Origin of the sequence: Maledivibacter sp., from assembly GCA_025210375.1 — a bacterium.
Classification (GTDB): domain Bacteria; phylum Bacillota; class Clostridia; order Peptostreptococcales; family Caminicellaceae; genus JAOASB01.
This window is the reverse complement of record JAOASB010000013.1, coordinates 55,259-77,390: the sequence shown is the minus strand read 5'-3', so window position 1 is coordinate 77,390 and position 22,132 is coordinate 55,259. Positions and strand designations below refer to the sequence as shown.

The window sequence follows — 22,132 nt, the reverse complement described above, 5'->3', positions numbered from 1 at the left end:
GCTAGATTATTGAAAGGAGCGATGAAGATGATGGATGATAAAAGAGTAACCTTGATGGATGCTATTGATTATTTAATTGAACCATCACCACAAGAAAGAGAAATAATCAAAAATGTTGTGGCATTAATCGGTATTCGATTATTTCTACTGAGCTTAGAGCATTTCGATTTATCAGAACCGGTTATGACAAAGCTAACAGACCTTAGAAACATTGCAGAAGAATTTGTACTGAATATGGTTACTGAGCAAAAGGGAAAGGGTGGTGGAAGTGGCTAAAAGAATAGAGTGTTCAGAAGTTTTTTATAAGAGTCTCAGGGATTTAACAGGGATTTCTATTACAAAGATTAAGCGTTATTCTAAAGAGCATAATCCCTTTAACATCCTTGAACATCCAATGGTTATTGAACCAAGTGAAAGACAACTTAAAAAGATTAACATGCTCAATGAATTTATAGCTTCTTATGGAGCATTAAAACTCCAAGAGAGTCAAGAACGTATAAGGTTCACAACACCTAGCCAAGCAGGTGCATATTTTTTAGCACTACTACGAGGCATGAAGGATAGAGAGCATTTCATGGTAGCTTTTTTAGATAACAGTAACAGTGTCATAGAAACAAGGATTGTTTCAGAGGGTACTATTGATATGGCTATTGTTAAGCCAAGGGATATTTTGAAAATTGCAGTGACTAATGATTGTACGGGTATGATTTTATCTCATAACCATCCAGGTACATCATTGAAATTCTCATGTGAGGATATTAGTGTGACTCAAAGAATCGTTGACGTGTTCGATCCGCTAGATATAAGGGTCATCGACCATATTCTTATTGGTGGAAACAATTACGCATCAATGGCAAATCAAGGGTGTCTACCAAAGCATGTATTAAATAAATCAAGCTATGAGCCAATTCGTCTTCAATCTGTTTGTGAAGAAAACCTTGTGACAATAGATGATGAAGATGAGTTGGAACTGTAAGGTGGTGAGCCATGTATAAAGAAAAGCGATTTACCGATGAACAGATTAGAGAAGCCAGTGGCATTAACATTGTTGCCCTAGCCAGTAGTAGAGGATATGACATTAAAAAAGTGACGCCAAGATCGTACAAGATTCCACATTACGGCGGACTATACATCAAAGCAGATGGTAGCAAGTGGAACTGGTTTTCTCATGGTAAAGGTGGCGGTGCAATACAATTTCTCATGGAACTTGAAGGCAAAACATGGGTAGAGTCTGTTAAAGAACTATTAGGCATTACCCATGATGAACTACCTTTTATTGAACCACCACCAAAGGATATTGATGAAAAAGGTGAACTCATACCACCAAAGAAAAATAGTACCTATAAACATATATTTGCCTACCTCATTAAAACAAGAAAGATAGATAGTTCTGTTGTCCAAGAATTTGTGAAGAACAAGCAACTTTATGAAGATGAAAGAAAAAACTGTGTCTTTGTAGGATATGATGAAGAAAAGCAGCCACAATTTATTAGCCTTAGAGGAACAGGTAGTAAAAGATTTAGGAAAGACCTATGGGGTTCAGATAAAACATATCCCTTTCATAGAAAGGGCAGTAATGATACGCTTGTTGTTTTTGAAAGTGCCATTGATTTAATGAGCTATTTAAGCTTAATAAAGCTTCACAATGTAAACCCTATTAAACACCATATGCTATCAATGGGTGGTACATCCTATCTGCCCATTGATTATTACACAAGTAAATATCCAAACATCAAGAAGATGATCCTCTGTCTAGACAATGACGATGAGGGTCATTTTTTTTCACAACAAATCAGAGAACGTTACGGGGATAGATTTTATATCACAAAACATGTTCCAGAGAACAAGGATTTCAATGAAGACTTAATACAGTTTCATAAAAATAAAGTGCTTGACAAGAAGCAAGATTTAGAACAAGGAAAAGGCGAAGAAATCGCCATGTGAAAGGAGGACTAAGATGGGTGTTATAAAAGATTTATGGGAAAAGTTACGTTATCGAAAGAGCTTAAAAGAACTAGCATGTAATGAACTTAATAAAATTCAGTACGGTGAAGTCATGGAAGGCTTGAGGGCGGGACTTGCCACATCACAGGTTAAAATGTATGCCCATGATATTTTAAATGACAAGCAAATGAAAGAGATTAGAACAGGCATGGAAAGTGGACTAAGCAAGTTACAAGTTGCACTTTATGCCAATAAGCCTACACTAACCCACATGCAAATGAAGGAGGTTCGTCTAGGGCTTGAGGGGAATCTTAGCAATGCTCAAGTTGAGATGTATGCTAAGCCAACTTTATTGCCAGAGCAGATGATGGAAATACGAAAAGGCTTTGAACTTGGATTAAATAAAAAGCAAGTAGAGTTTCTTATCAATCAGTCTTATCTAACGCCACAACAAATGCGGGAGGTACGAATTGGACTGGAGAATGAATTGCCCCTCGATTTACTAACTAAGTGTATCAAACAAGATAATGGAAGAGTTAGGGGAGCTAAGGAGATAGAAGGCATAAGAAAGGTCTATGAAGAAGGCAAAGCAGAGATATCAAGAAAAAATATTGAATCCTTAAAAAAAAACCTCTTCAAGAAAATAACTGATGAAAAGGAAAATAGTCAGCCTGTTGAAAAGAGTGTCGATAAAGAAACAGATGAAATTAGCACAACTGAAAAGCCACAAACACCAGAAGGTCAGAACCAAGAGGTTTACAAACAGCACTACCAAGCGATGATGCAACAATACCCTTCAGAAGAATATGTTGCGGGACAAGAGGAAGGCGTAGAAATGTAAATTATTGTGATGATTTCTAGACATTAAAGCCCCCACTCATCTATTCTTAGAGTAGAAAAGGAGGGGGTGAACATGCCTATTTGTAATGAAAAGAAAGTTGATGTTTTGGATGCTATATGTGATTTTGCACAGGTTTTAAAAGATGTAACAAAGCAAGAGATGATAGAACATAATTCAGACTATATAGAAAAAGTTACATCCTTAAACGAAAAGAAAGAACGTTATCGTGTAATCATGGAGGAGTGTCCAATGGAGCGGAGAAAAGTGATACAAGGATACATTGTGGATATGATGGATAAACACAGTGATGAAGGCGATCACTTCTATTTGCGTGGATATAGGGATTGTATTGCGTTATTACATCGATTTAATCTATTTAAATAGTATTGCTTCATTTGTTTATTTGAGGAAAAGGAGAGGTGTGTATGTCAGGTTACATAAACGATGTAATGGATATTATGGATGCTTTGTGTCAGCTCACTCAGTCAATGAAGGATTCAACAAGAGCAAATATGCTAGAAAGAATTCCTCATTATGCTGAATTAGTTGCTTCGTTAGAAGAACGAGAAGAGCAATTTTTTAAGGCATTGGATGAGTGTTCTAAGGAACAAAGTCAGTGTATAAGAGATTATATGATGGACTTAAGGGATGTGCAGGAATTTGAGGGTGATTTCTTTTATATGCGTGGGTATAGTGATTGTGTTGTTTTGATGCATCGGTTGAATTTGTTGAAGTAGCTTGCTTGACAGGCTATTTTTTATTATTTCAACATGGTATAATATGTAATATATAAGGAGTTGAGTTTTGAAAAATAATTTAGAAAGGAGTAAATAGATTTTGGTAAGAGCTGATTGGTATGATTTTAATAGGAAAAATAAAGATAGAACCAAAGCTTTTGAAGACATGTGTAGAGTTCTCTTTCTTCGAGATAGAAAAAAGACAGCATATGAATACAGTTATAATATAAATGAGGCGGGATTAGAATTTCAACCTGTCGAGGATAAAGATGAAAAGAAATGGTATGGAGCACAGTGCAAATTCTTTATAAGTGAAAGTAATGACACGAAATATCGTCAGGTTAGAAAGTCACTAAAAAAAGCAGTGAAGTATTTTAAAGGAAAATTAGATGTTATTTATATTTACACAAATGCCGAATTAAGCCATGTCTGTACTGATGAGGAGATACTTTCGGGATCTGATACGCCAAGAATAGATATAGCACGTATTGCTAAAAAAAATAACATAGAGATCAAGTGGTTACAAGCTGATAATATACTAGACATGGTTAAAGAATCTAGTAATCTAGATCTATATAAAATGTATTTTTCCGATTCAAGAGAATGGGAATTTATAAGAGATGCTATTTCAATTGAAGATAATACCTTTTTACAATCAGATGAATTTCTAAATTTAAGTTTTACAAATGGAAGGACTGTAGAAGACTTAATATCAAATTTGACGAAAGATAAATTTGCAGTAATATTAGGTGCAGCGGGAACTGGAAAATCTGTTGCAATGAAGAAACTTTACAAAGATTTTTCAGATAAATTTAATGCATTCTATTTTGAGAAGCCTAAGAAGGATGAATGTGTATGCATTCCAGTATTTATAAGGTTAAGAGAGTGTATAAATGGTAATATTGAAAATCTGATTAGAGAAAGATTGACTGATTATGATTTATCCTATAGAAATGAAAGAAATAAATATTTTTACCTATTTGATGGTTTAGACGAAGTACCATATTATGATGCTAGTAAGATACTCCATTCAATTAAGCAATTATCAAAGCGAAATGATGTGAAGGGGTTAGTAATTTCATCAAGATCAGATTCAAGTAATCTTTCGTATTTTAGACAAGAATTTTTATGGAACGAGTATATTTTCGATAAACTAAAATTTAATGATATAGAAAAGTACTTTGATTCAAAGAATAATGATATTAAAAAGAAAAAACTGAAGAATCTTGAAAATGGAAAACTGATAAGTGAAATAGATGATATATTCTCAGCTAATATTTTGTGGGAAAATATAGAAGATGTAGATTTTACAACAAGCAAAATAGAAATTATTGAATTAGCTATATTTTATTGGATAAGAACTTATTCAAAACTTAGGGAACTTTCTTTACTACAACCTAAGCAAGAAAAAATATGTGAAATATGCCAAGAAATATCTTTTCAAATGCAAAAGAAGCTCTCATATTCTATTTCATTAGATAAAGCTCAAGAAATAATTAAGCAAAACTTTGGGGTGAAATCGCCTAGTGATATTAATACAATTATTGAAGCATTGACAGATTTGTTTTTTGAAGCAAGTTATTATGAAGGTACAAAAACGAATATGTCGTTTAGACATAAGAGATTCCAAGAATTCTTTTTGTATCAGAAAATAGAAAAAGAATATTATGATAGACCAGAAATATTAAGAGAATTAAAACTCTTTTCTAATCGAGATTTCATGATAAATATTTTCCTAAGGACAAGTCTAAAAAGATCAGAATTAAATAGAAATACTTATAAATGTTTATCGTTAAGGCTCTTAGAAGGGTATTTAGGTTCGTATTATATCTCAAAAGAATATAGAGATGATTTGATTGGACGAAATAAATCATATATGTATGTAGAGCCGCATTATTCGTATTCTAATACATTTTTATATTTATTATCAACATACAAGGAACAAGAATTGGAGTTTTTACTAAGCAATGATAATTTGAATATTGGAGATGCTATAACCGAAGAGAATTTTCCTGATTTCGCAGAGGTATATCATAGAACTAATGGTGTTGATATAAGTCCTTTTGTAAAGCAAAAGTTTTCAATAGAAACAGTCAAAGTAAATCATGAAAATATTGGGAGACTTTGTTACTATCTATATAATATTAAAAATGAAGGCATGAATGATATTTACAAGAAGTTATTAAGTGAGTCCAAGTTAACTGATAGTAATGTAAAACACATGGATTATGTTGCAAATGATAATAAACTAGAACATTCCTTCATCAGAACGTCTTTGGAATTTGAGTTGAAGTATTTGTCTACTTTAGTTGAGAATATGGATATATACATGTTAGAAGTATTATCCTATAACTTAGTAGAACATCAATATATTAATATCTTGTTACAAAAAACAGATGAAGCTATTGAATTTAGAGAAAAACTAATTTATAGAATTGAGGATAAGGACGAAAAATATTACACTAATACATTAGCAATATATACTCTTTTAAGTGATGAAGATAAATATCAGGAAAAATTGAAGAAAGCATTTAATGAAGCGAACCAAAGAAATTATCCATCATGGTCAAGACATATTGAGTTACATATACTTTTAGCAATTCTACAAAAAGATAATTGTAGATACAAATTAAGCGAGTTTGAGTTAGGAGTGGAGATCACTAGAATCGCTTATAATAATTATCATGATACAAGAAAAATATTAGATGAGTGGTTGGAAGTAATTAAGCCATATAATTTTATCTATAATGGATGGTTAAGATATTACCATTCTCATATGTTAGGGGTTTTTATTTCAAAGCTTAATTTTGATCCTTTGCAGGTGAAAAAATTTCTGAGAGAACTCTTGAATTACGAGAGCATTATATATATACAAACAGTGTTGTTTACAATTTATAAATCTAATAAGAATCTATTTGAAAAGGTTGCAAATAAAGGATTGTTAGATAAAATTCTAAAAGACACCTTAAGAGACGATATTGATGAATATAATAGTCAGAGCGAATCTATATTTCAATTAGCAGTTATGTATGATAGTGTTGATATTGATAAAAAATATGAATTGCTGATTTACGGTATAGATAATAGTATGGTAAGACCAGCTTACAGAGCAGAGCAATTAGTGAGTAGAGCATTACCGGAGTGTTTGTATCTTGCTCATCAAAGCTTCTGGTACGATGCCGATATAATGGAGAAGAAATGTCATCAACTATATAACGTTTTAGAAACAATAAATAAAACCTCAGATAATGCTGGTTCAATGGAACATCTTAAGTGGGTTATAGAAAAATGTAACATTGAGAGTGAATTTTTACAACGATATCTATATAATGTATCTGCTTATTCTCCCTATAGTGATGGAGAAATATTTGAGTATGATATGGATTGTATTAACATTGAGAATATAGAAGAATATTATGCTTGTAGAGTTAATGATGCGCCCTATAAATCTATTCAATTTTGGCGTGATTTAGTAGAAATAGAATACAGCTTAGATAGCAAACTGACTAAATTATATGATACATTTAGCAAAATGAATTATCCATCATACTTTGGTAATGAGTTTGTGCAATATTGTCATTTTCCTACCGCTGTTCTTTATGAAAAAGAAGAAACGAGAGAAGCAATAGTTCAGTACATCATTAATCAAGGTGGTACATATGGAATATATAATATGATACGTGTATTTTTTATAATTGGAGAAATGAATGAGGGAATTCATTATATAGAGCATTTAATTAAATTTAGTGAGTTGTTGATTAGTAATTCAAATTATGTCTATGAGAAAGAGGGTAATATCATCGAGGCTATTCGTGGTGAGTGGAATGTTGATGAGTCCCAAAACGAAGCAATATCTAATTTAAATCCGAATATCAAGATAAGTTGGAATGATTATGATGAAAGAGAAGCATTTCAAGAAGATTGGGCTACATGTCATCCAGATAAATCAGCCTATAGATATGATTACAAATTATTTGTTGATGGGAATATAAGAAGGCGTTTTAGTTTAGTGTGGGTGGATGGTTTTAGAGCGGTATTACCAATACCAAAACTGGGAACTAATATTGTTAGAAGAGAAGAGTATTTAATGAGTAAAATATTCAATCGCAATATTGAAGAATTAAATTCATATATGAGAAGATCTAACTTAATTGTTCAATAGTTATGTGATGAAATAACATTGGGAGAAGTGAATGATACTCATTGTTTACTTTCCAATATCCCACAAAACCGCAATCCTCGGAAGGCTTTGCCTTCCTGCGGGCAAGCTTCCACTTTGTTAAACAAAGTTGCTTGCTGGGGATATCCCCAGTCCCCTTAAGATTGGGCGTTGCCCAAACCCACAAATATTTCCTACCATAACTAGACTTCTAGTAAGGTTAAGAATTAAAATGGTCTTAATCATACTTAGGGAGGGAATGTGATGCGTGGTTTTGTAAGTGAAGAGTTATTCTATGAAAGCTTAGAACAGTTCTCTACTGAATATAGAGAAGAAGTTTTAAAGAAATTAAGGGAACATAGTGTAGAATACTCCATTTTACGTAAAGAATTTGGACAGCTACACGACAAGATAGAAACCCTTTCAAAGAAATTGCAGAAGCCAGAGCAGAATTTAATAGAACAATTTATTGAAATCTATTCTGCTCTTATCATACTGGAAGGCAATCAAATCTATTTACAGGGTCAAGTTGATGGTATGAGAATCATGAAAAAATTAAATGAACAAAACAATGAATGCTAGTGGTTATGATGCCGCTAGTTTTTTGTATTTAGTGAGGAGTGATGACCATAAAAAAAGAACGATTTATTGGACTAAGAGTAACCGATACCGAGTATCGACAGATTGAAAGAAAAGCCAAGAAAGCCAAAATGAATATGAGCCAGTATGTATCCCTCCAAGCCCTTGAGAGGGATATTGTTATTTATGAAGGCTTAAAGGAGCATACTCACCAATTATCTAAGTTAGGGAGCAATTTAAATCAAGCCCTGATCTTGGCACATCAAGGAAAGCTAACAACTATTGATGTACAGCCCATCAAAAAGGAGATACATGAGATATGGCAATTATTGAATTCATTAACGGAAGGAACAAAACGTATACAGGATTAAGAAGAGCCATAGACTATATTCTTCGTAATGATAAAACAGCCTTTGGTCTATATGGTGGTTTTAACTGTGATGTTGATAATGCCTTTAATGAGTTTGTCATGACCAAAAGACATTATAATAAAGAAACAGGTAGACAATATATTCACTTCATTCAGTCCTTTTCTAATCGTGAAGCCATATCACCAGAAACAGCTAAAGCTATTGCTGATGAATTATTGTTAATGGATAAATTCAAAGGATTTCAAATAGTCTATGCAACGCATACAGATAAGTCACATCTTCACACCCATTTTATTCTGAACACGGTCAACAGCTATACAGGCATGAAGTGGAAAATGAGCAAAGAAGATTTACAGGAACTTAAAGATTATTCAGATGAAATCTGTAGACGCTATGATTTGATTGTAACTCACGGTAAGAAAGGTAGCCACATCAATCGTGGTGAATATCGTACCAAGGGAAAGGGACACAGTTGGAAACATGAACTGTTCTTAGCTGTGAGCGAAGCTAAAAGGTATGCCACGTCAAGAGAAGATTTTATTGATAAACTGAAGCGGTTAGGCTATGAAACTGAATGGTCAGATAATAGAAAGTACATTACCTTTACCAACATAGATGGGAAGAAATGCAGAAATAGAAAACTGTATCCACCAGAGAGGTTTACTAAAGAAGCCCTCGAACAACGCTTTGAAGTAAATGCTGTCAAGTTAGACAAGCAAGTATCAAAGGCAAAGTTTGAGGGCTTATTGTCTGCCATAAAACTCTTTGAAATGGATGGCGGTATGGATCATAAAAATACTTATCCATTAAGTCAGATGGAGAATGCATCAAGGGCAGATGATATTTTAAATGCCAAACAAAATACAGGACTTAACTGGGAAAAAGAAAGTGGTCATGAGATGTAAGGGAGGTGGCGATTATAGGTATTACATTTACCAATGATAATTGCAAATGCGATAACTGTATGTATTTGCTGCATAAGATGAAAAGAAAAGATGAGGAGGGGAATCAACATATCAAGTATTATTGCATGATTAGAAAATGTGTGAAAAGAGGTGATGCAGTGAATGGATAAAAAGCTAAAGTTGTATCTGAGTGTAGGTATATTCATATTAGGGACAGGTGTGAACCTTCTGTTTACCACCAATATTCATTTTCTATTAAAAAGAGAAATTGGGTACGTTCAATGGTTTAAATTAAGTACCATTGTAGGGAGTATGATAAGTGATAAACAACATCTGCTCTTATTTTTAGCCTTTAATGGAGTGATTCTATTAGGGGCTATTTTTTATTACTTGCTAAATGATCGACCCTATCACAGTGAACTTGTAGAAATAACACCACTCATAAAAACACCAGTATCAGCAGGACAACGACAATTTGGTTCAGCAAGGTGGCTAACAGATAAAGAGAGGGACAATCACTTTAAATCCGTGGTGCTAGAGAAAGACGACGATACCATCAAATCACTTAAAAAACAAAGTCAAACAGAAGTAAGTGCTATGAAGAAGGGAGAACTAAAAGATGAAGCATTATCCCAAGAAGAAAAGCAAGATGTTCAATGTGATGAACAAGAAGAAACAATTAAAAATCTCGAAGATCAAATCCTTGAAGAAAACCAGAGGATATATGCCACATCAAAAGAAAATACGCAACCCAAAGAAAATCAAAAGGTAGCTACTGGTGGTGTGGTCATTGGCATGAAGAGGGAGGGGCGTAAAGAGCTTGTTTATTATATTGATGATGATATTCATACATTATGCATTGGGGCAACTAGAAGTGGTAAAACACGGTGCATTGTTTTAGAAAGTATCGGTCTTTTAGGGCTTGCAGGAGAGAGTATGGTTATTAGTGACCCTAAATCAGAACTCTTTACTTACACAGCACCTTATCTTAGAAACTTAGGCTATGAAGTTTATGCTCTTGATTTTAAAAATCCACTTAAGTCTCAGCGGTATAACTTCCTACAGCCGATTATTGATGCCATTGATGAAGACAATATCCCAAGAGCCATTGAAGCCACATGGGATTTAACGCAAGCACTTGTACCAGAAGAAAGTCACAATGAAAAGATATGGTCGAATGGTGAAGCCAGTATCATCGCCGCTGCTATTATGGCAGTGGTTTATGATAACAGAATCAATGATGGCGCACATAACCGTAAATATCAGAACCTAAGCAATGTTTACTTTTTTATATCTGAAATGTGCAAAACGGTTAATGGCAAAATGCCACTTCAAGATTATTTGAATACCATTCCAAGTACCCATCCTGCAAGAGGGTTACTTGCTATCTCAGAGGTTGCACCATCTAAAACGAAGGGAAGTTTCTTTACGGCAGATCTTACTAATTTACGACTTTTTACTAATCCTCTTATATGGTCAATGACCAATGAAAGTGATTTTAACCCAAGGGATATCAGTAATAAGAAAACAGCACTGTTTATTATCTTACCTGATGAGAAAAAAACCTATTATAGTTTAGCCAGTCTCTTTGTTAATCAGTGTTATATGGCACTTGTAAAAGTAGCAGATGATCGAGGAGGACGATTACTTAATCGAGTGAACCTTTTATTAGATGAGTTTGGTAACTTCACACAGATACCTGACTTTGCCAATAAGTTAACCGTAGGTGGTGGGCGTGGTATAAGGTTTTCTTTATTCATCCAAGCCTTTGCCCAATTAGATGAAATCTATAACAAGGACGTTGCTCAAACCATTAAGAGTAACTGTGAGACATGGATTTATTTACAGGCAGATGATGTTGGTACACTCGAAGAAATATCCAAGAAGTTAGGGAACTATACGGTATCAACCTATTCCCTTAGCAGTTCTCATGGAAAATATACCACACCATCTACATCTCATTCGACTAATCTTACTCATAGGGCATTACTCACAACAGATGAAATAAAACTGATTAATCGTCCCTATGCTCTAGTGACTTCTCGTACCCATCCTGCCATGATGACCATACCTGACTTAGGTAAATGGCAGTTCAATAAACTCTTTGGACTTGGGAACAAAGAACATAACCGAAAAATTCGACAATATCGTGAGAGGGAGCGAGAAGAAAGGCAAGGCGTAAACACCATTGATCTATGGAATATATGGGAGTTTCACAAAGACCAGTTAAAAAAATCGACTGCTAAAAGTAGCAATCAAAATGTCATGTATGCACAGATGGGAGGAAATTAGTTCATGGATAAAATTAAAAGTAAAGGATTAGCAGTGCTTGTGATGATGCAAGTGCTGTTTTTTAGTACCCCTGTATTTGCTACAGGTGGTCCAGTGGGAGACAGTAAAATCGCTAAAGGTACAGAAGCTCTTATCAGGGACGCAACTACATGGTTAATGATACTTGCTCCTATTGTTGGAGGTCTACTTGTTATCTACTTCTTTATCAGAAGAAGTGGGGCAGATGAGCAAGATCAAAAGCGTTGGAACAATCGTATTATGACAGCGATTATATCTGTCATTGGGGCAGTCCTTGGTAGTGCCATTATCAATCTAATTGTTGGCTACTATCAATAGTTAATAAGTAGCATCAAATCAATTAAAACTGATTTAAAAGCAAATGCTTTTAGATACAAAATATCAATCAAAAGGAGAGAAATTATAATGAAAAAATTACAATGGAAAATCATGAATTTAGTATTAAGAGGGAAAATGGTATTAGCAGATAAGAAAGGTGAAGGTGCATTAAATACAGCAATTACCGTTCTAATAAGTGTCGTATTAGGTGCGTTATTACTTGCAGGTCTATATGCATTAATCGGCGATGTAGTACTACCACAGCTTAAACAAAGAATTATTGAAATGTTCAATTTTAATGGTTAAGCAGTAGTCCATAAAAATTATACGAAAGGAAAGGTAGATTATGAAGAATAAAATGAATATGATTTATATATTGATATTAATGCTGCTACTCTCACTTGGGAGTAGCTATGCTGAGAAACTAACATTTTCTGATATAGAAGGGCATTGGGCAGAGCAAATTATTACTCAGCTTATGGAAAAAGGGATTGTGTCAGGATTTCCTGACAGAACAGCTCGACCAGACCAAATAATTACAAGAGGGGAATTTGCAGCACTCTTGGTTAGGCAGACAGAGAGTAAAGAGCATTATGTTAAAGATGAAGTCTCTATATTTAAAGATATCGAAAACCATTGGTCACAGAAAAACATTGAAATACTTATTGATATCGGCATTCTTGATCCATCAGACTATGCCGATGTTTTTATGCCTAATGAGCCAATTACAAGAATAGAGATTGTAAAAATGATGGTACGATCATTTGACAAAGGTGAAGAAGCAAAGCAGTTAAACAATAGAACACCTTATAAAGATGACGATGAGATCGCTATAGTAGATAAGGCATTTGTCAATCTTGCAACAAAATATGATTTGATAAAAGGCTACCCTGATAGTACTTTTCGTCCTGATGGTGAGACGACAAGAGCTGAAGCTTTTGCACTTTTATTAAGACAAGAAGAAGCCTTGAAGAAGATTAAAAAAGAACTGGAAGAAGAAAATAAAAAGAAACAGTCATCTAATCATTCTGATGATGACTATGTCTATTATCCAGAAGCACAGGTAACTTTTGAACTGCCTGATAAGGTGCATACGGATACAGAAATCAAGGTAACAACAATATGCAAAAATACCAGTACCCTAAAATGGTCTCTTACCAAAGAAACTAGCGATGGCAGTGTAGAACTTAAGCTCCCAGAAGAAATCAATGGAAGGCTCACAAAAGATGGTGGTAGCATCGTTTTCAAAGAAAAAGGCAACTATACATTGACTGCTACAGTGACCAATTATAATGGTAAGACGACAAGCTATTCTCAAAGTTTAATAGTCTTACCCGTGATTAACATTGCCTTTGAACTACCAGAGTATTCCCATACTGATAAACCCATTTCAATAGATGTAAAGGTGACAGAATTAGGGGAACTTGACCTTGTATGGTCGGTAGTCAAAGATGGCGAAAATGTAGCATGGGATGCGGCTATAGAAGGTATGCTTAGTAATGAAGGCGGTAGCATTACTTTAAAGGAAAAAGGGAACTACAGCATCATAGCAACTTGCACTGATGAAAAAGAACGTAGTTATAGTCATGAAGCATCCACTATCATTTATCCAACCATAAATATGGGTTTTAAGCTTCTTGACAAAGCACATACAGATAAAAATATTAATTTTAATGTAGTATCTTCTGAATCCTTAGAAGATACAACCCTTATTTGGAGTCTCACTCGTAATGGTGAAAACGTAACTCTCAGTGATTACATTGGAGGAGAACTTACAAGTGAAGGTGGTGTTATACGTTTTAAGGATAAGGGCGCATATTCATTAACCTCAACTATTACGGATAATACTAATAGACGTTTTGAAAACACAGCATCTATCGTTATCTATCCTGTTCCAAAGGTTTTATTTGATTTACTTAATAATGCTCATACGGATACGCCCATTACGATTTCCACAATTACTGAGCATATGGAAAATCTAACAGTTGAGTGGATGGTAAAGGATAGCCATGATTTTCAGGACTGGGATATCTATGTAGACGGAAAGTTAGATAATGAGTCTGGCACAATCCGATTTAAAAATACGGGAGACTATGAAATAGTAGCTAAAGTTACAGATGATACTGGACGTATTTTTGATTTTGAGTCCACAAATAGCATTAAAGTACATCCTGTACTGAATATCCAATTTGAACTGCCCAAAGCAACTCATACGGATAAAATCATTGATTTTAATCTTACTGGAGATACGAATACGCTACCTATAAAATGGCATCTTATTAAAGATGGCAACTCTGAGAATTTAGAAGAATTTACAGAAGGTACACTGGATGCACAGGGTGGTAATATCCGTTTTATAGAAGACGGACAATATGAATTAACAGCAGAAATGGTAGATAACTTAGGTCGAACTTTTTCTTGCAATAGAACTATTTTAGTTCATCCCATTCCTAACATAGAATTGACACTTCCTCAGACAGCTCATGTTGGAACAAGTGTGTCAGTCAGTGCGCAGAAGTTCAATGATATGAGTATTCTATGGGCGTTGAAAAAGGAAGGTGAGTTGGTTTCACTAGATGCATATACAGAAGGAACACTTACTGATAATGGAGGGAAGTTAACTTTTAATACCACAGGTAGTTACACATTGAGTGCTAAAGTCGCAGATGCGACAGGTAGAGTATTTATATCAGAAAAGGACATTACTATTTATAATAATCCACCATCAACACCAATCGTTACGGCTGATGTGACTAGGTTATCTAATAATGATAAATTCAAAGTGAATATCAACGCCAATAGCACTGATTCTAATGATGATGCGCTAATCTATGAGTTTCAAGGAACGACAAAAGATAGTTACTATGGTGTTGGTACACATACCATTCAGATACGAGCAAAGGACGAATATGGTGGGTATTCAGAGTGGGTAGAATTAACCTTTACTGTCTCAAATCAAGCACCTAGTAGACCCATTATTACAAGAACTCCTAGTGGTAATAGTGTCTTACCGAGTACCCAAGTTACTGTGACAGCAACATCAACTGATCCCGAAGGAGATGATATTAATTATGTTTGGGAAGGTAGACCATCTCAGTCAGCAACATATCCACTTGGTAAAAATGTAATTCGTGTTAAAGCAGTAGATAGTGCAGGTGCTGAATCACCTTGGACAGCTATCGTATTTTTTGTTGCTGACCCTAATAAGGGTGGTGGCATGACCTTAACTGGTCCCGAATCGGTCATTCTTGAGGAAGGCATCGAGGGAGCAACTATCACAAAATACACCTTTACAGTACCACCAGTAAGTGGTCATAGTGGGGATGATTATGGACGTGTACGTGGCTATAATATAAAAACAGGCGTATGGGATCAACTCAGTTATCAAAGAACGAAAAATGGTATTACGTTTAACAAAACTCTAACTTCGGGTATTTACAGCGAGTTGGAGTTTTATTATTATACCAACCACAATTGCATGTATAACAAAAGCAATATTACTTATTCAGTGTTTTATCATTTTGAATAGGCTAGAGAAAAAATGTAAGGAGGCGGACATTTGGAAGTTGTAATTATGCTCCTTATAAGTGCTATTTTATCAGGGTGTCTCATTTATGTAGACACCCTTTTAGAAGGGCTTGTACCAATGGTGCTTTATGCTGAAAGGTATATGGACACCCTACTTGGTATTAATGCCATAGAGCCGATCTTTGATATCTTCTTTGCCTTTGGTATATCTCTCATTATTCTCAAATTCCTAAAGAATGGATTCAACAAATACATCCTATGGCATGATGGTGATGCAGGAGATGAACCTTCAACGTTATTTATAGGTTTTCTAAAGGCACTTGCCACCAGTATATGCTTTCCAACCATGTATGGTTGGCTTGCAACCATCATAGAAGATATGTCTAATGAGTTAATCTTACTTATATCAGGAGGAATGCCCATATCCTTTGAAACCGTCATTGCAGGTATAGCCACAGCAGGATTGTTTACTGGTATTGTATCGCTGATATTCTTCATTTGCTTCTTTGTTTTATATATTCAATTTCTAACAAGAGGATTAGAGATTATGATTCTAAGGATAGGGTTGCCCCTTGCCTGTGTAGGTTTAATGGATAGAGCTGATAGCAATCTATTTAAAAGCTACATACAGAAATTCTTTCAAAGTACACTGGCAGTCCTTGTACAGATTGTACTAGCAAAACTCGGCGTTGGGCTTATGCTCAACGCCCATGTTTTTTGGGGCGTTGCTAGTATGGTACTAGCCATTAGAACACCGAAGTTTTTGCAAGAATTCTTAATCATATCAGGTGGTCAAGGTGGAGGACTTAGTAATAAGATTTATTCTACAGCAAGAATTTATCAAATGGGTAAGGCACTATTTAAGAAGTAGGAGGTGGGAGGATGGATATATTAAAAGAACTATCTAATGTCTTCCTAATCCTCATTCGTAGTGGCACAGTCCTTCGAGTAGTTTATTGCTTTGTGATGATGGGAACAGATGAAGAGTTAGAGAAGGCTTATAAAAAGAAGATTAGGAACGTGATTGTCTTTTATATCCTAGCAGAAAGTTGTTATGTGATAAAAGACGTGATAACCAGCTATTACACATAGGAGTGATGAGATGGCAAGAGAAAAACCATTATATATCCCACAGGGATTAAAACTAAGAAAAGAAATATTCAATGGATATGGTAAGGAAGAATTGATGAAAACCATTCTAGTTACTTTAGTGGCAGGAGCAATAGATACTTTGCAATTCTTTGTAACAAGAAATACGGTGGTCACCATTGTATTTATGTTGGTTGCTGTATCAGGAGCAGTTCTTATGTTAACTAAGGACAACTCCAATATATCAGTAGTCGATCAAATGGGCTTTATTATTAGATATCAATTTGGACAAAAGAAATACAAATATGTCTATAGGATGGAGAGGAGAAGACATGGTGGATAGGATTAATGAATTTAAAGTAGTGGGAGAAATAAAGACTACAGTATCTGCGAAAATGATTTATATGCTCCTGAGCAAGTTAGCAGATAGAGAAGGTGGTGTTCAGATATCACAGAAAAGGCTAAGTAAGATTCTTGGGATACATAAAACAACTGTACGTAAGAATCTTTGGCGATTAGAAAAAAGTGGTTGTATCTATATTCGTAGCAAATATACAGAGGATGGTGGAAGACTGGCAAATGAGTATATTGTGAGGTGACAACTATGTTAATGATAAAAAATGTATTATTTGTAGTGGTATTGATTTACGCCAGTTATTGCGATATAAAAACACGAATTATTCCTGATAAGGTTCATGTGATGATTATATTGCTTGGATTGATTCGGGTGAATTGGTTTGACTCTATTCTAGGGTTGCTTCTTGTGCCACTGCCATTTTTGGTAGTGGCACTGCTAAAAGAAGGGTCAATGGGTGGTGGCGATATTAAGCTAGTTGGAGCTTGTTCGTTTTTTTTTGGATTTTCTAATGGGCTGGTTGGAAGTAGCGTGGGACTAGCTTTCGGAATTTTAGTAAACATAATATACATTTGGTATATGAGATTGAATTATACTAGAAAAATTGCGTTAGTGTCTTATTTTGGAATTGGATATGCTTTTGTTATATTATTTTGAATATTATAGCAAAAAATAAAAAATTATCAAGATAAAAAATTACGAATTCATTCTATATAGTTACAAATTTTTCAAGTAATATAATTTATAATTGTATCAAGAAGAAAGGGGGGGATATATTTTTATTGACCAGATTATTACAAAATATCGAACGACTAGAGTCACAGCATAAGAAAAAAATCTGCCCATTAGTAATTTTGGACAAGCAATAAAAACTATTAAAGAAGAAAGGAATTAATATTTATGAGGAAAAATTTATTTATTAGAACAATATCTTATGTCTTGACTATTTGTATATTAACTGGAGTTTTTGTAAATACATCTAATGCACAAGTTAAAACTACCCTAAATGATGATATAAAGCTTGCTTGGGAAATTGAAATGCGCACTATTCAAAATAATGAATTTGATGAAGAGTTATTATCGAAGAATTCATCACCTACTAGGTCAGCAGCTGCAGGAGCAGTTGTTATTTATGCAATTCCAGGTATAGGGGAAGTAGCATTAGCTGTTACAGCAGGCGTAATTGTTATAGGGGGAATTACACTTGCTGGTGGATGGTTATATAATAAGATAATGGACTGGATTAATAGCAATTCTCAATCAGGAACGATTGTTATGTCAGAGCAAGAACTAATTGATGATGCTATGGATGCGCTGGATAATGATACTAATAAGCAAAATCATATCAAGAAACCAAAACATGATTGGGATAAAATTATTGCAGGATCAGTAACTTGGGAAAAAATTAGGCAAGTAGTTCAAAAAGTTATGGAGGAAGGCTCTGAAAGCAGTTATGGCTCTGCAACAAAAAGAGTTCTCAATATAGCAGGTGAAACAGTGACAGTTACATTTAAAAAAGTAAGTGAAACACTTTGGAGAATAAGCGATGCTTGGGTAAATAAATAGCTGAAAAGGCCTATTAATAGGCCTTTAGCTTTTTAGTCTTATACATAACAAACATCATTATTCATGATATAATGTTTTAGTTAGGAGTTGATATAATGATTATAAATGAACTATTGAATGAAGAGAAATGGGATCACTATTCTTGCGAAATAAAAAAAATGAATAAATATAATATCTCTAGGTTTAAAAAGGAAGAATTATATAATTTTATGTATTGTATGTGGTATACGCAAGATGAATGGGGGAGATTTGCACCGAGTTTAGAATCATTAATAGGTAAGGTTAATAGTTTATTAAGAGTTGCATTTAAGATCGCAAGAGAAAATTATTATTATGACGATGAATACAAGTTTTTCTGTGGGTATATGATAAGTCAATTCCCTGAGTTTTTTGAAGAGGACTTTAAAGATTATTTTGATGCCAAAGAATATGGAGACCGTTTATTGCAAGAAGCCAAATTAAATAAATTTTGCTTAGCTGTTATGTTAGATAATAATATTGTATCACAAAATGAATTTAAGACTGCAAAAGAGTATTTGGAAATTAACTTCAGCAAAGAATGGTGTATATATGATTATTTTTATACTCTACTAAGCAGTGCCAATATTGAAACTGAAAAGAAAGGTTAATTATTAAATTGAATTAAATAGGGAGGAAATAGATTGAAGTTACTAAAAAATAGAACCATTTTAGGGATAGCCTGTATTGTGCTATCTCTTTTTATTTGCTTTGGTTTAACACCAATGTTTAATGAAGCAGTATCAAGCAAAGTAAGTATCGTTAGGTTAACAAAGGACGTAGCCATAGGTGATGAAATTACATCTAATATGGTCGAAACCGTTGAAGTAGGTGGATACAATTTATCTAATGAGGTTATTAAAAAAAAGGAGAATATCATAGGCAAGTATGTAACTGTCGATATGAAAAAATCAGATTATATCTTGCCATCAAAATTATCAGATGTACCAATAGCTGAATATGGATACCTTGAAGATTTTAAAGGAGATAAACGAGCCATATCCGTAACACTAAGAACCTTTGCCAGTGGACTATCAGGGAAGCTACAAATGGGAGATATTGTTTCGGTCTATGTGGCAGATTATGGTGATAAGAAAGAAACACTCTCACCAATAGAACTCAAATATATTAAGGTGCTTGCTGTTACATTAGGTACTGGATATGATACCAATCAAAATGAAACAGAAGAAGGAGAGGAAAAAGAATTACCGACAACAATTACATTATGCGTATCTGAAAGACAAGCCCTTATGCTTGCAGACCTAGAAACTAACGGAAAGATACATCTAGCCTTTGTATATCGTGGGAATGACGATAATACAAAGGCTTTTTTAATGAAACAAGATGAAGTATTAAAACGTTTAGTTCTTGAAGAATCCACAGACGAACCGAGTATAAAGGATGAATTTGACCAGGGGGAGGTAGAAATCATTGAGTAAGATAATTGCAATATGGGGCAGTCCTAATAGTGGTAAAACAACTCTATCAATGAAACTAGCAAAGATGCTCTCAAAGAATAATAATGTAATGGTGCTGTGTACAGATATTATTGCTCCACCGATGGGCGTGATATTACCCTTTGTGAAGGAAGAGGATAAATCTTTAGGGAAGCTACTAGAAATGGTGACATTAACCCAAGAGGATATTTTAAAGAACCTATTGACCCTAAAAGATAATAAGAATATTGTCTTTCTAGGATATAGACAAGGTGAAAACATAGCGAGTTATGCCGATTATACAGAATATCGTGCCAATGAATTAATCGTTAATTTATCCCATGTGGTAGATTATTTAATTATTGATGTATCTTCAATCCTTCACTTAAATCATCTTTCAAAAGCATCTCTAAAATTAGCAGATCAAGTTATCCGATTATGTGGCAGTGATTTAAAAGCAGTCAGCTATTTTAAATCAACTTTACCATTGCTATTGGATAAATCTTATAACTTAAATAATCACATAAAAGTGTTGAGTAAGTTAGAAGAAATCGAACCAAGAGCCATGATATTGAATCATTATGGGGACATTGATTATGAGTTGACGTATTTAGATGAAATTGTGGGTCAGTACAGGGAGGGACTTTTGTTAAATGCTTTAAAGGATAAAAAAAGCGAAAGTTATAATGTAAATTTAGAAAAATTGCTGTCAGTAATTTCAGATGAGGAAATAGAAATAGAGCAGACTAATAAAACGGTTAAGAAGCGTAAAGAAGGATCAAAAAAGAAAAGAATTGCCCCAAAGCAATTGTACATTAAAATCCGAGAATTCTTGTCAAAGCTAAGAAGAAAAAAAGAAAAGGAGCAAGATGATTATGAGTAAATATATGGACTTTACAGAAGTTTTAAGGCGTGTGCAGGAACATATTTCAAAGAGCTATGCCATTTTGATAACAGATGATGGTGTGGTTGAAAGCAAAATTAAGTTGAAGTCCTATATCAAGAAGTATATAGAAGAAAATCAATTAAAGGTAGATGGATACAATAGTTATAGCTTGATTGAACGTCTGTATATGGAAATGGCTGAATTCAGCTTCCTAACTCAATACCTTGAAAGAGATGATATAGAAGAAATCAATGTAAACAGCTTTGATGACATCAAGGTGACCTATTCTAATGGTGAGATAAAACCTGCGGATGAGCATTTTAATTCGCCAACCCATGCAATGGATGTCATTAGAAGATTACTTCATCAAAGTGGTATGATTTTGGATAGTTCACAACCCATTGTCGTTGGTCATCTTAGTGATAAAATAAGGATCACAGCCATAGCTAAAGGCATTGTAGATAAAGATGTAGGGGTAACTGTATCAATCCGTATCATTAATCCAAGAAAGCTATCAAAAGAGGATTTTATTAGGAATGATACAGCCAGTGCTGAGATGTTAGATTTTTTGACATTGGCACATAGATATGGAGAGAGTATCTGTTTTACAGGAGCAACATCTAGCGGTAAAACAACTTTAATGAGTTATGTATTATCAACTTTGCCCAATAATAAAAGGCTTTTCACCATTGAAAATGGGACTCGTGAGTTTAATTGTGCGACACGTTCGTAACTGAAAAGGTTACGCACTAAATAATGAACGTGAAAGTTCTGATTTAGTAGAACTGATGGTTAGATATAGTGGAATGAAGGAGTAACGTCCTGAAACGCTATCCCTGATACTCCGAATGGCGTTATATGATTTAGCATATAAGGGTCATAAGCTCGGTGAAGTCAGCTGAGAGTACACCCTAACAAGTAAAGTTGAGGAATAGCGAACCAGAGGTGGTCGAGTGTATGATAGGCTGGGGGTCTATAAAATACCTATGGTTAGTATTTCAAGTGCAAAACGCTTGAATGACGAATTCTTGAATGTACGTGTCTATAATTCGGATTAGCCGAAAGGCTAATGACACCAAAGTGTGTAGTT

24 protein-coding genes are annotated in these 22,132 nt (G+C 34.3%); all 24 read left to right on the top strand.

Translation table 11 applies throughout. The features are described from left to right. Positions 1–27 precede the first annotated feature (27 nt). On the top strand, positions 28–276 hold the full coding sequence (locus N4A68_04550; protein ID MCT4563570.1) for a hypothetical protein: 249 nt from the start codon (positions 28–30) through the stop codon (positions 274–276). Further along, positions 269–976, top strand: coding sequence for a JAB domain-containing protein (locus N4A68_04545; protein MCT4563569.1), 708 nt, complete (start codon positions 269–271; stop codon positions 974–976). Before N4A68_04550 ends, N4A68_04545 begins: the two co-directional genes overlap by 8 nt. Positions 977–987: 11 nt before the next feature. Next, the gene (locus N4A68_04540) at positions 988–1,944 is read left to right on the top strand and encodes a DUF3991 domain-containing protein (protein MCT4563568.1); all 957 of its coding nucleotides are present in this window, start codon (positions 988–990) and stop codon (positions 1,942–1,944) included. 13 nt (positions 1,945–1,957) lie between these two features. Then, positions 1,958–2,785 (top strand): hypothetical protein, encoded by an 828-nt coding sequence (locus N4A68_04535; protein MCT4563567.1) that lies wholly within the window; start codon positions 1,958–1,960, stop codon positions 2,783–2,785. Between the two features lie 72 nt (positions 2,786–2,857). Next, positions 2,858–3,169: a hypothetical protein gene (locus N4A68_04530; GenBank protein ID MCT4563566.1), complete on the top strand. Its 312-nt coding sequence runs from the start codon at positions 2,858–2,860 to the stop codon at positions 3,167–3,169. A gap of 41 nt (positions 3,170–3,210) precedes the next feature. Then, positions 3,211–3,522: a hypothetical protein gene (locus tag N4A68_04525; protein ID MCT4563565.1), complete on the top strand. Its 312-nt coding sequence runs from the start codon at positions 3,211–3,213 to the stop codon at positions 3,520–3,522. Positions 3,523–3,622: 100 nt separating this feature from the next. Continuing rightward, positions 3,623–7,684, top strand: a complete 4,062-nt coding sequence (locus N4A68_04520) for a hypothetical protein (protein ID MCT4563564.1) — start codon at positions 3,623–3,625, stop codon at positions 7,682–7,684. 261 nt (positions 7,685–7,945) lie between these two features. Continuing rightward, complete coding sequence (locus N4A68_04515) at positions 7,946–8,263, top strand: hypothetical protein (protein ID MCT4563563.1); 318 nt, start codon at positions 7,946–7,948, stop codon at positions 8,261–8,263. 41 nt (positions 8,264–8,304) lie between these two features. Further along, on the top strand, positions 8,305–8,631 hold the full coding sequence (locus N4A68_04510) for a MobC family plasmid mobilization relaxosome protein (GenBank protein ID MCT4563562.1): 327 nt from the start codon (positions 8,305–8,307) through the stop codon (positions 8,629–8,631). Beyond that, positions 8,580–9,536 carry a relaxase/mobilization nuclease domain-containing protein gene (locus N4A68_04505; GenBank protein ID MCT4563561.1) on the top strand — a complete coding sequence of 319 codons (957 nt, stop codon included), beginning with the start codon at positions 8,580–8,582 and terminating at the stop codon, positions 9,534–9,536. The genes N4A68_04510 and N4A68_04505 overlap by 52 nt, the downstream gene beginning before the upstream one ends. A 162-nt stretch (positions 9,537–9,698) precedes the next feature. Continuing rightward, the gene (locus N4A68_04500; protein ID MCT4563560.1) at positions 9,699–11,828 is read left to right on the top strand and encodes a type IV secretory system conjugative DNA transfer family protein; all 2,130 of its coding nucleotides are present in this window, start codon (positions 9,699–9,701) and stop codon (positions 11,826–11,828) included. Positions 11,829–11,831: 3 nt separating this feature from the next. Next, positions 11,832–12,164, top strand: a complete 333-nt coding sequence (locus N4A68_04495) for a hypothetical protein (GenBank protein ID MCT4563559.1) — start codon at positions 11,832–11,834, stop codon at positions 12,162–12,164. Between the two features lie 87 nt (positions 12,165–12,251). Next, positions 12,252–12,470 carry a DUF6133 family protein gene (locus tag N4A68_04490; protein ID MCT4563558.1) on the top strand — a complete coding sequence of 73 codons (219 nt, stop codon included), beginning with the start codon at positions 12,252–12,254 and terminating at the stop codon, positions 12,468–12,470. Between the two features lie 40 nt (positions 12,471–12,510). Continuing rightward, positions 12,511–15,693, top strand: coding sequence for an S-layer homology domain-containing protein (locus tag N4A68_04485; GenBank protein ID MCT4563557.1), 3,183 nt, complete (start codon positions 12,511–12,513; stop codon positions 15,691–15,693). A gap of 30 nt (positions 15,694–15,723) precedes the next feature. Beyond that, entirely contained in the window at positions 15,724–16,563 is an 840-nt protein-coding gene (locus N4A68_04480) for a DUF6102 family protein (protein MCT4563556.1), read from the top strand. 11 nt (positions 16,564–16,574) lie between these two features. Continuing rightward, a complete protein-coding gene (locus N4A68_04475) occupies positions 16,575–16,784 on the top strand; it encodes a mercury transporter (GenBank protein ID MCT4563555.1) in 210 nt (69 codons plus the stop codon). 10 nt (positions 16,785–16,794) lie between these two features. Then, the gene (locus N4A68_04470; GenBank protein MCT4563554.1) at positions 16,795–17,124 is read left to right on the top strand and encodes a hypothetical protein; all 330 of its coding nucleotides are present in this window, start codon (positions 16,795–16,797) and stop codon (positions 17,122–17,124) included. Next, positions 17,117–17,380, top strand: coding sequence for a helix-turn-helix domain-containing protein (locus N4A68_04465; GenBank protein ID MCT4563553.1), 264 nt, complete (start codon positions 17,117–17,119; stop codon positions 17,378–17,380). Before N4A68_04470 ends, N4A68_04465 begins: the two co-directional genes overlap by 8 nt. A 5-nt stretch (positions 17,381–17,385) precedes the next feature. Continuing rightward, entirely contained in the window at positions 17,386–17,793 is a 408-nt protein-coding gene (locus N4A68_04460) for an A24 family peptidase (GenBank protein MCT4563552.1), read from the top strand. A gap of 243 nt (positions 17,794–18,036) precedes the next feature. Continuing rightward, positions 18,037–18,702 carry a polymorphic toxin type 35 domain-containing protein gene (locus tag N4A68_04455; GenBank protein MCT4563551.1) on the top strand — a complete coding sequence of 222 codons (666 nt, stop codon included), beginning with the start codon at positions 18,037–18,039 and terminating at the stop codon, positions 18,700–18,702. Between the two features lie 95 nt (positions 18,703–18,797). Beyond that, positions 18,798–19,331, top strand: coding sequence for a hypothetical protein (locus tag N4A68_04450; protein MCT4563550.1), 534 nt, complete (start codon positions 18,798–18,800; stop codon positions 19,329–19,331). A 33-nt stretch (positions 19,332–19,364) separates the two neighbouring features. Then, a complete protein-coding gene (gene cpaB, locus N4A68_04445) occupies positions 19,365–20,159 on the top strand; it encodes a Flp pilus assembly protein CpaB (protein ID MCT4563549.1) in 795 nt (264 codons plus the stop codon). After that, a complete protein-coding gene (locus tag N4A68_04440; protein ID MCT4563548.1) occupies positions 20,152–21,039 on the top strand; it encodes an ATP-binding protein in 888 nt (295 codons plus the stop codon). Before cpaB ends, N4A68_04440 begins: the two co-directional genes overlap by 8 nt. Next, positions 21,032–21,775 (top strand): ATPase, T2SS/T4P/T4SS family, encoded by a 744-nt coding sequence (locus N4A68_04435; protein MCT4563547.1) that lies wholly within the window; start codon positions 21,032–21,034, stop codon positions 21,773–21,775. The genes N4A68_04440 and N4A68_04435 overlap by 8 nt, the downstream gene beginning before the upstream one ends. Positions 21,776–22,132 lie beyond the last annotated feature (357 nt).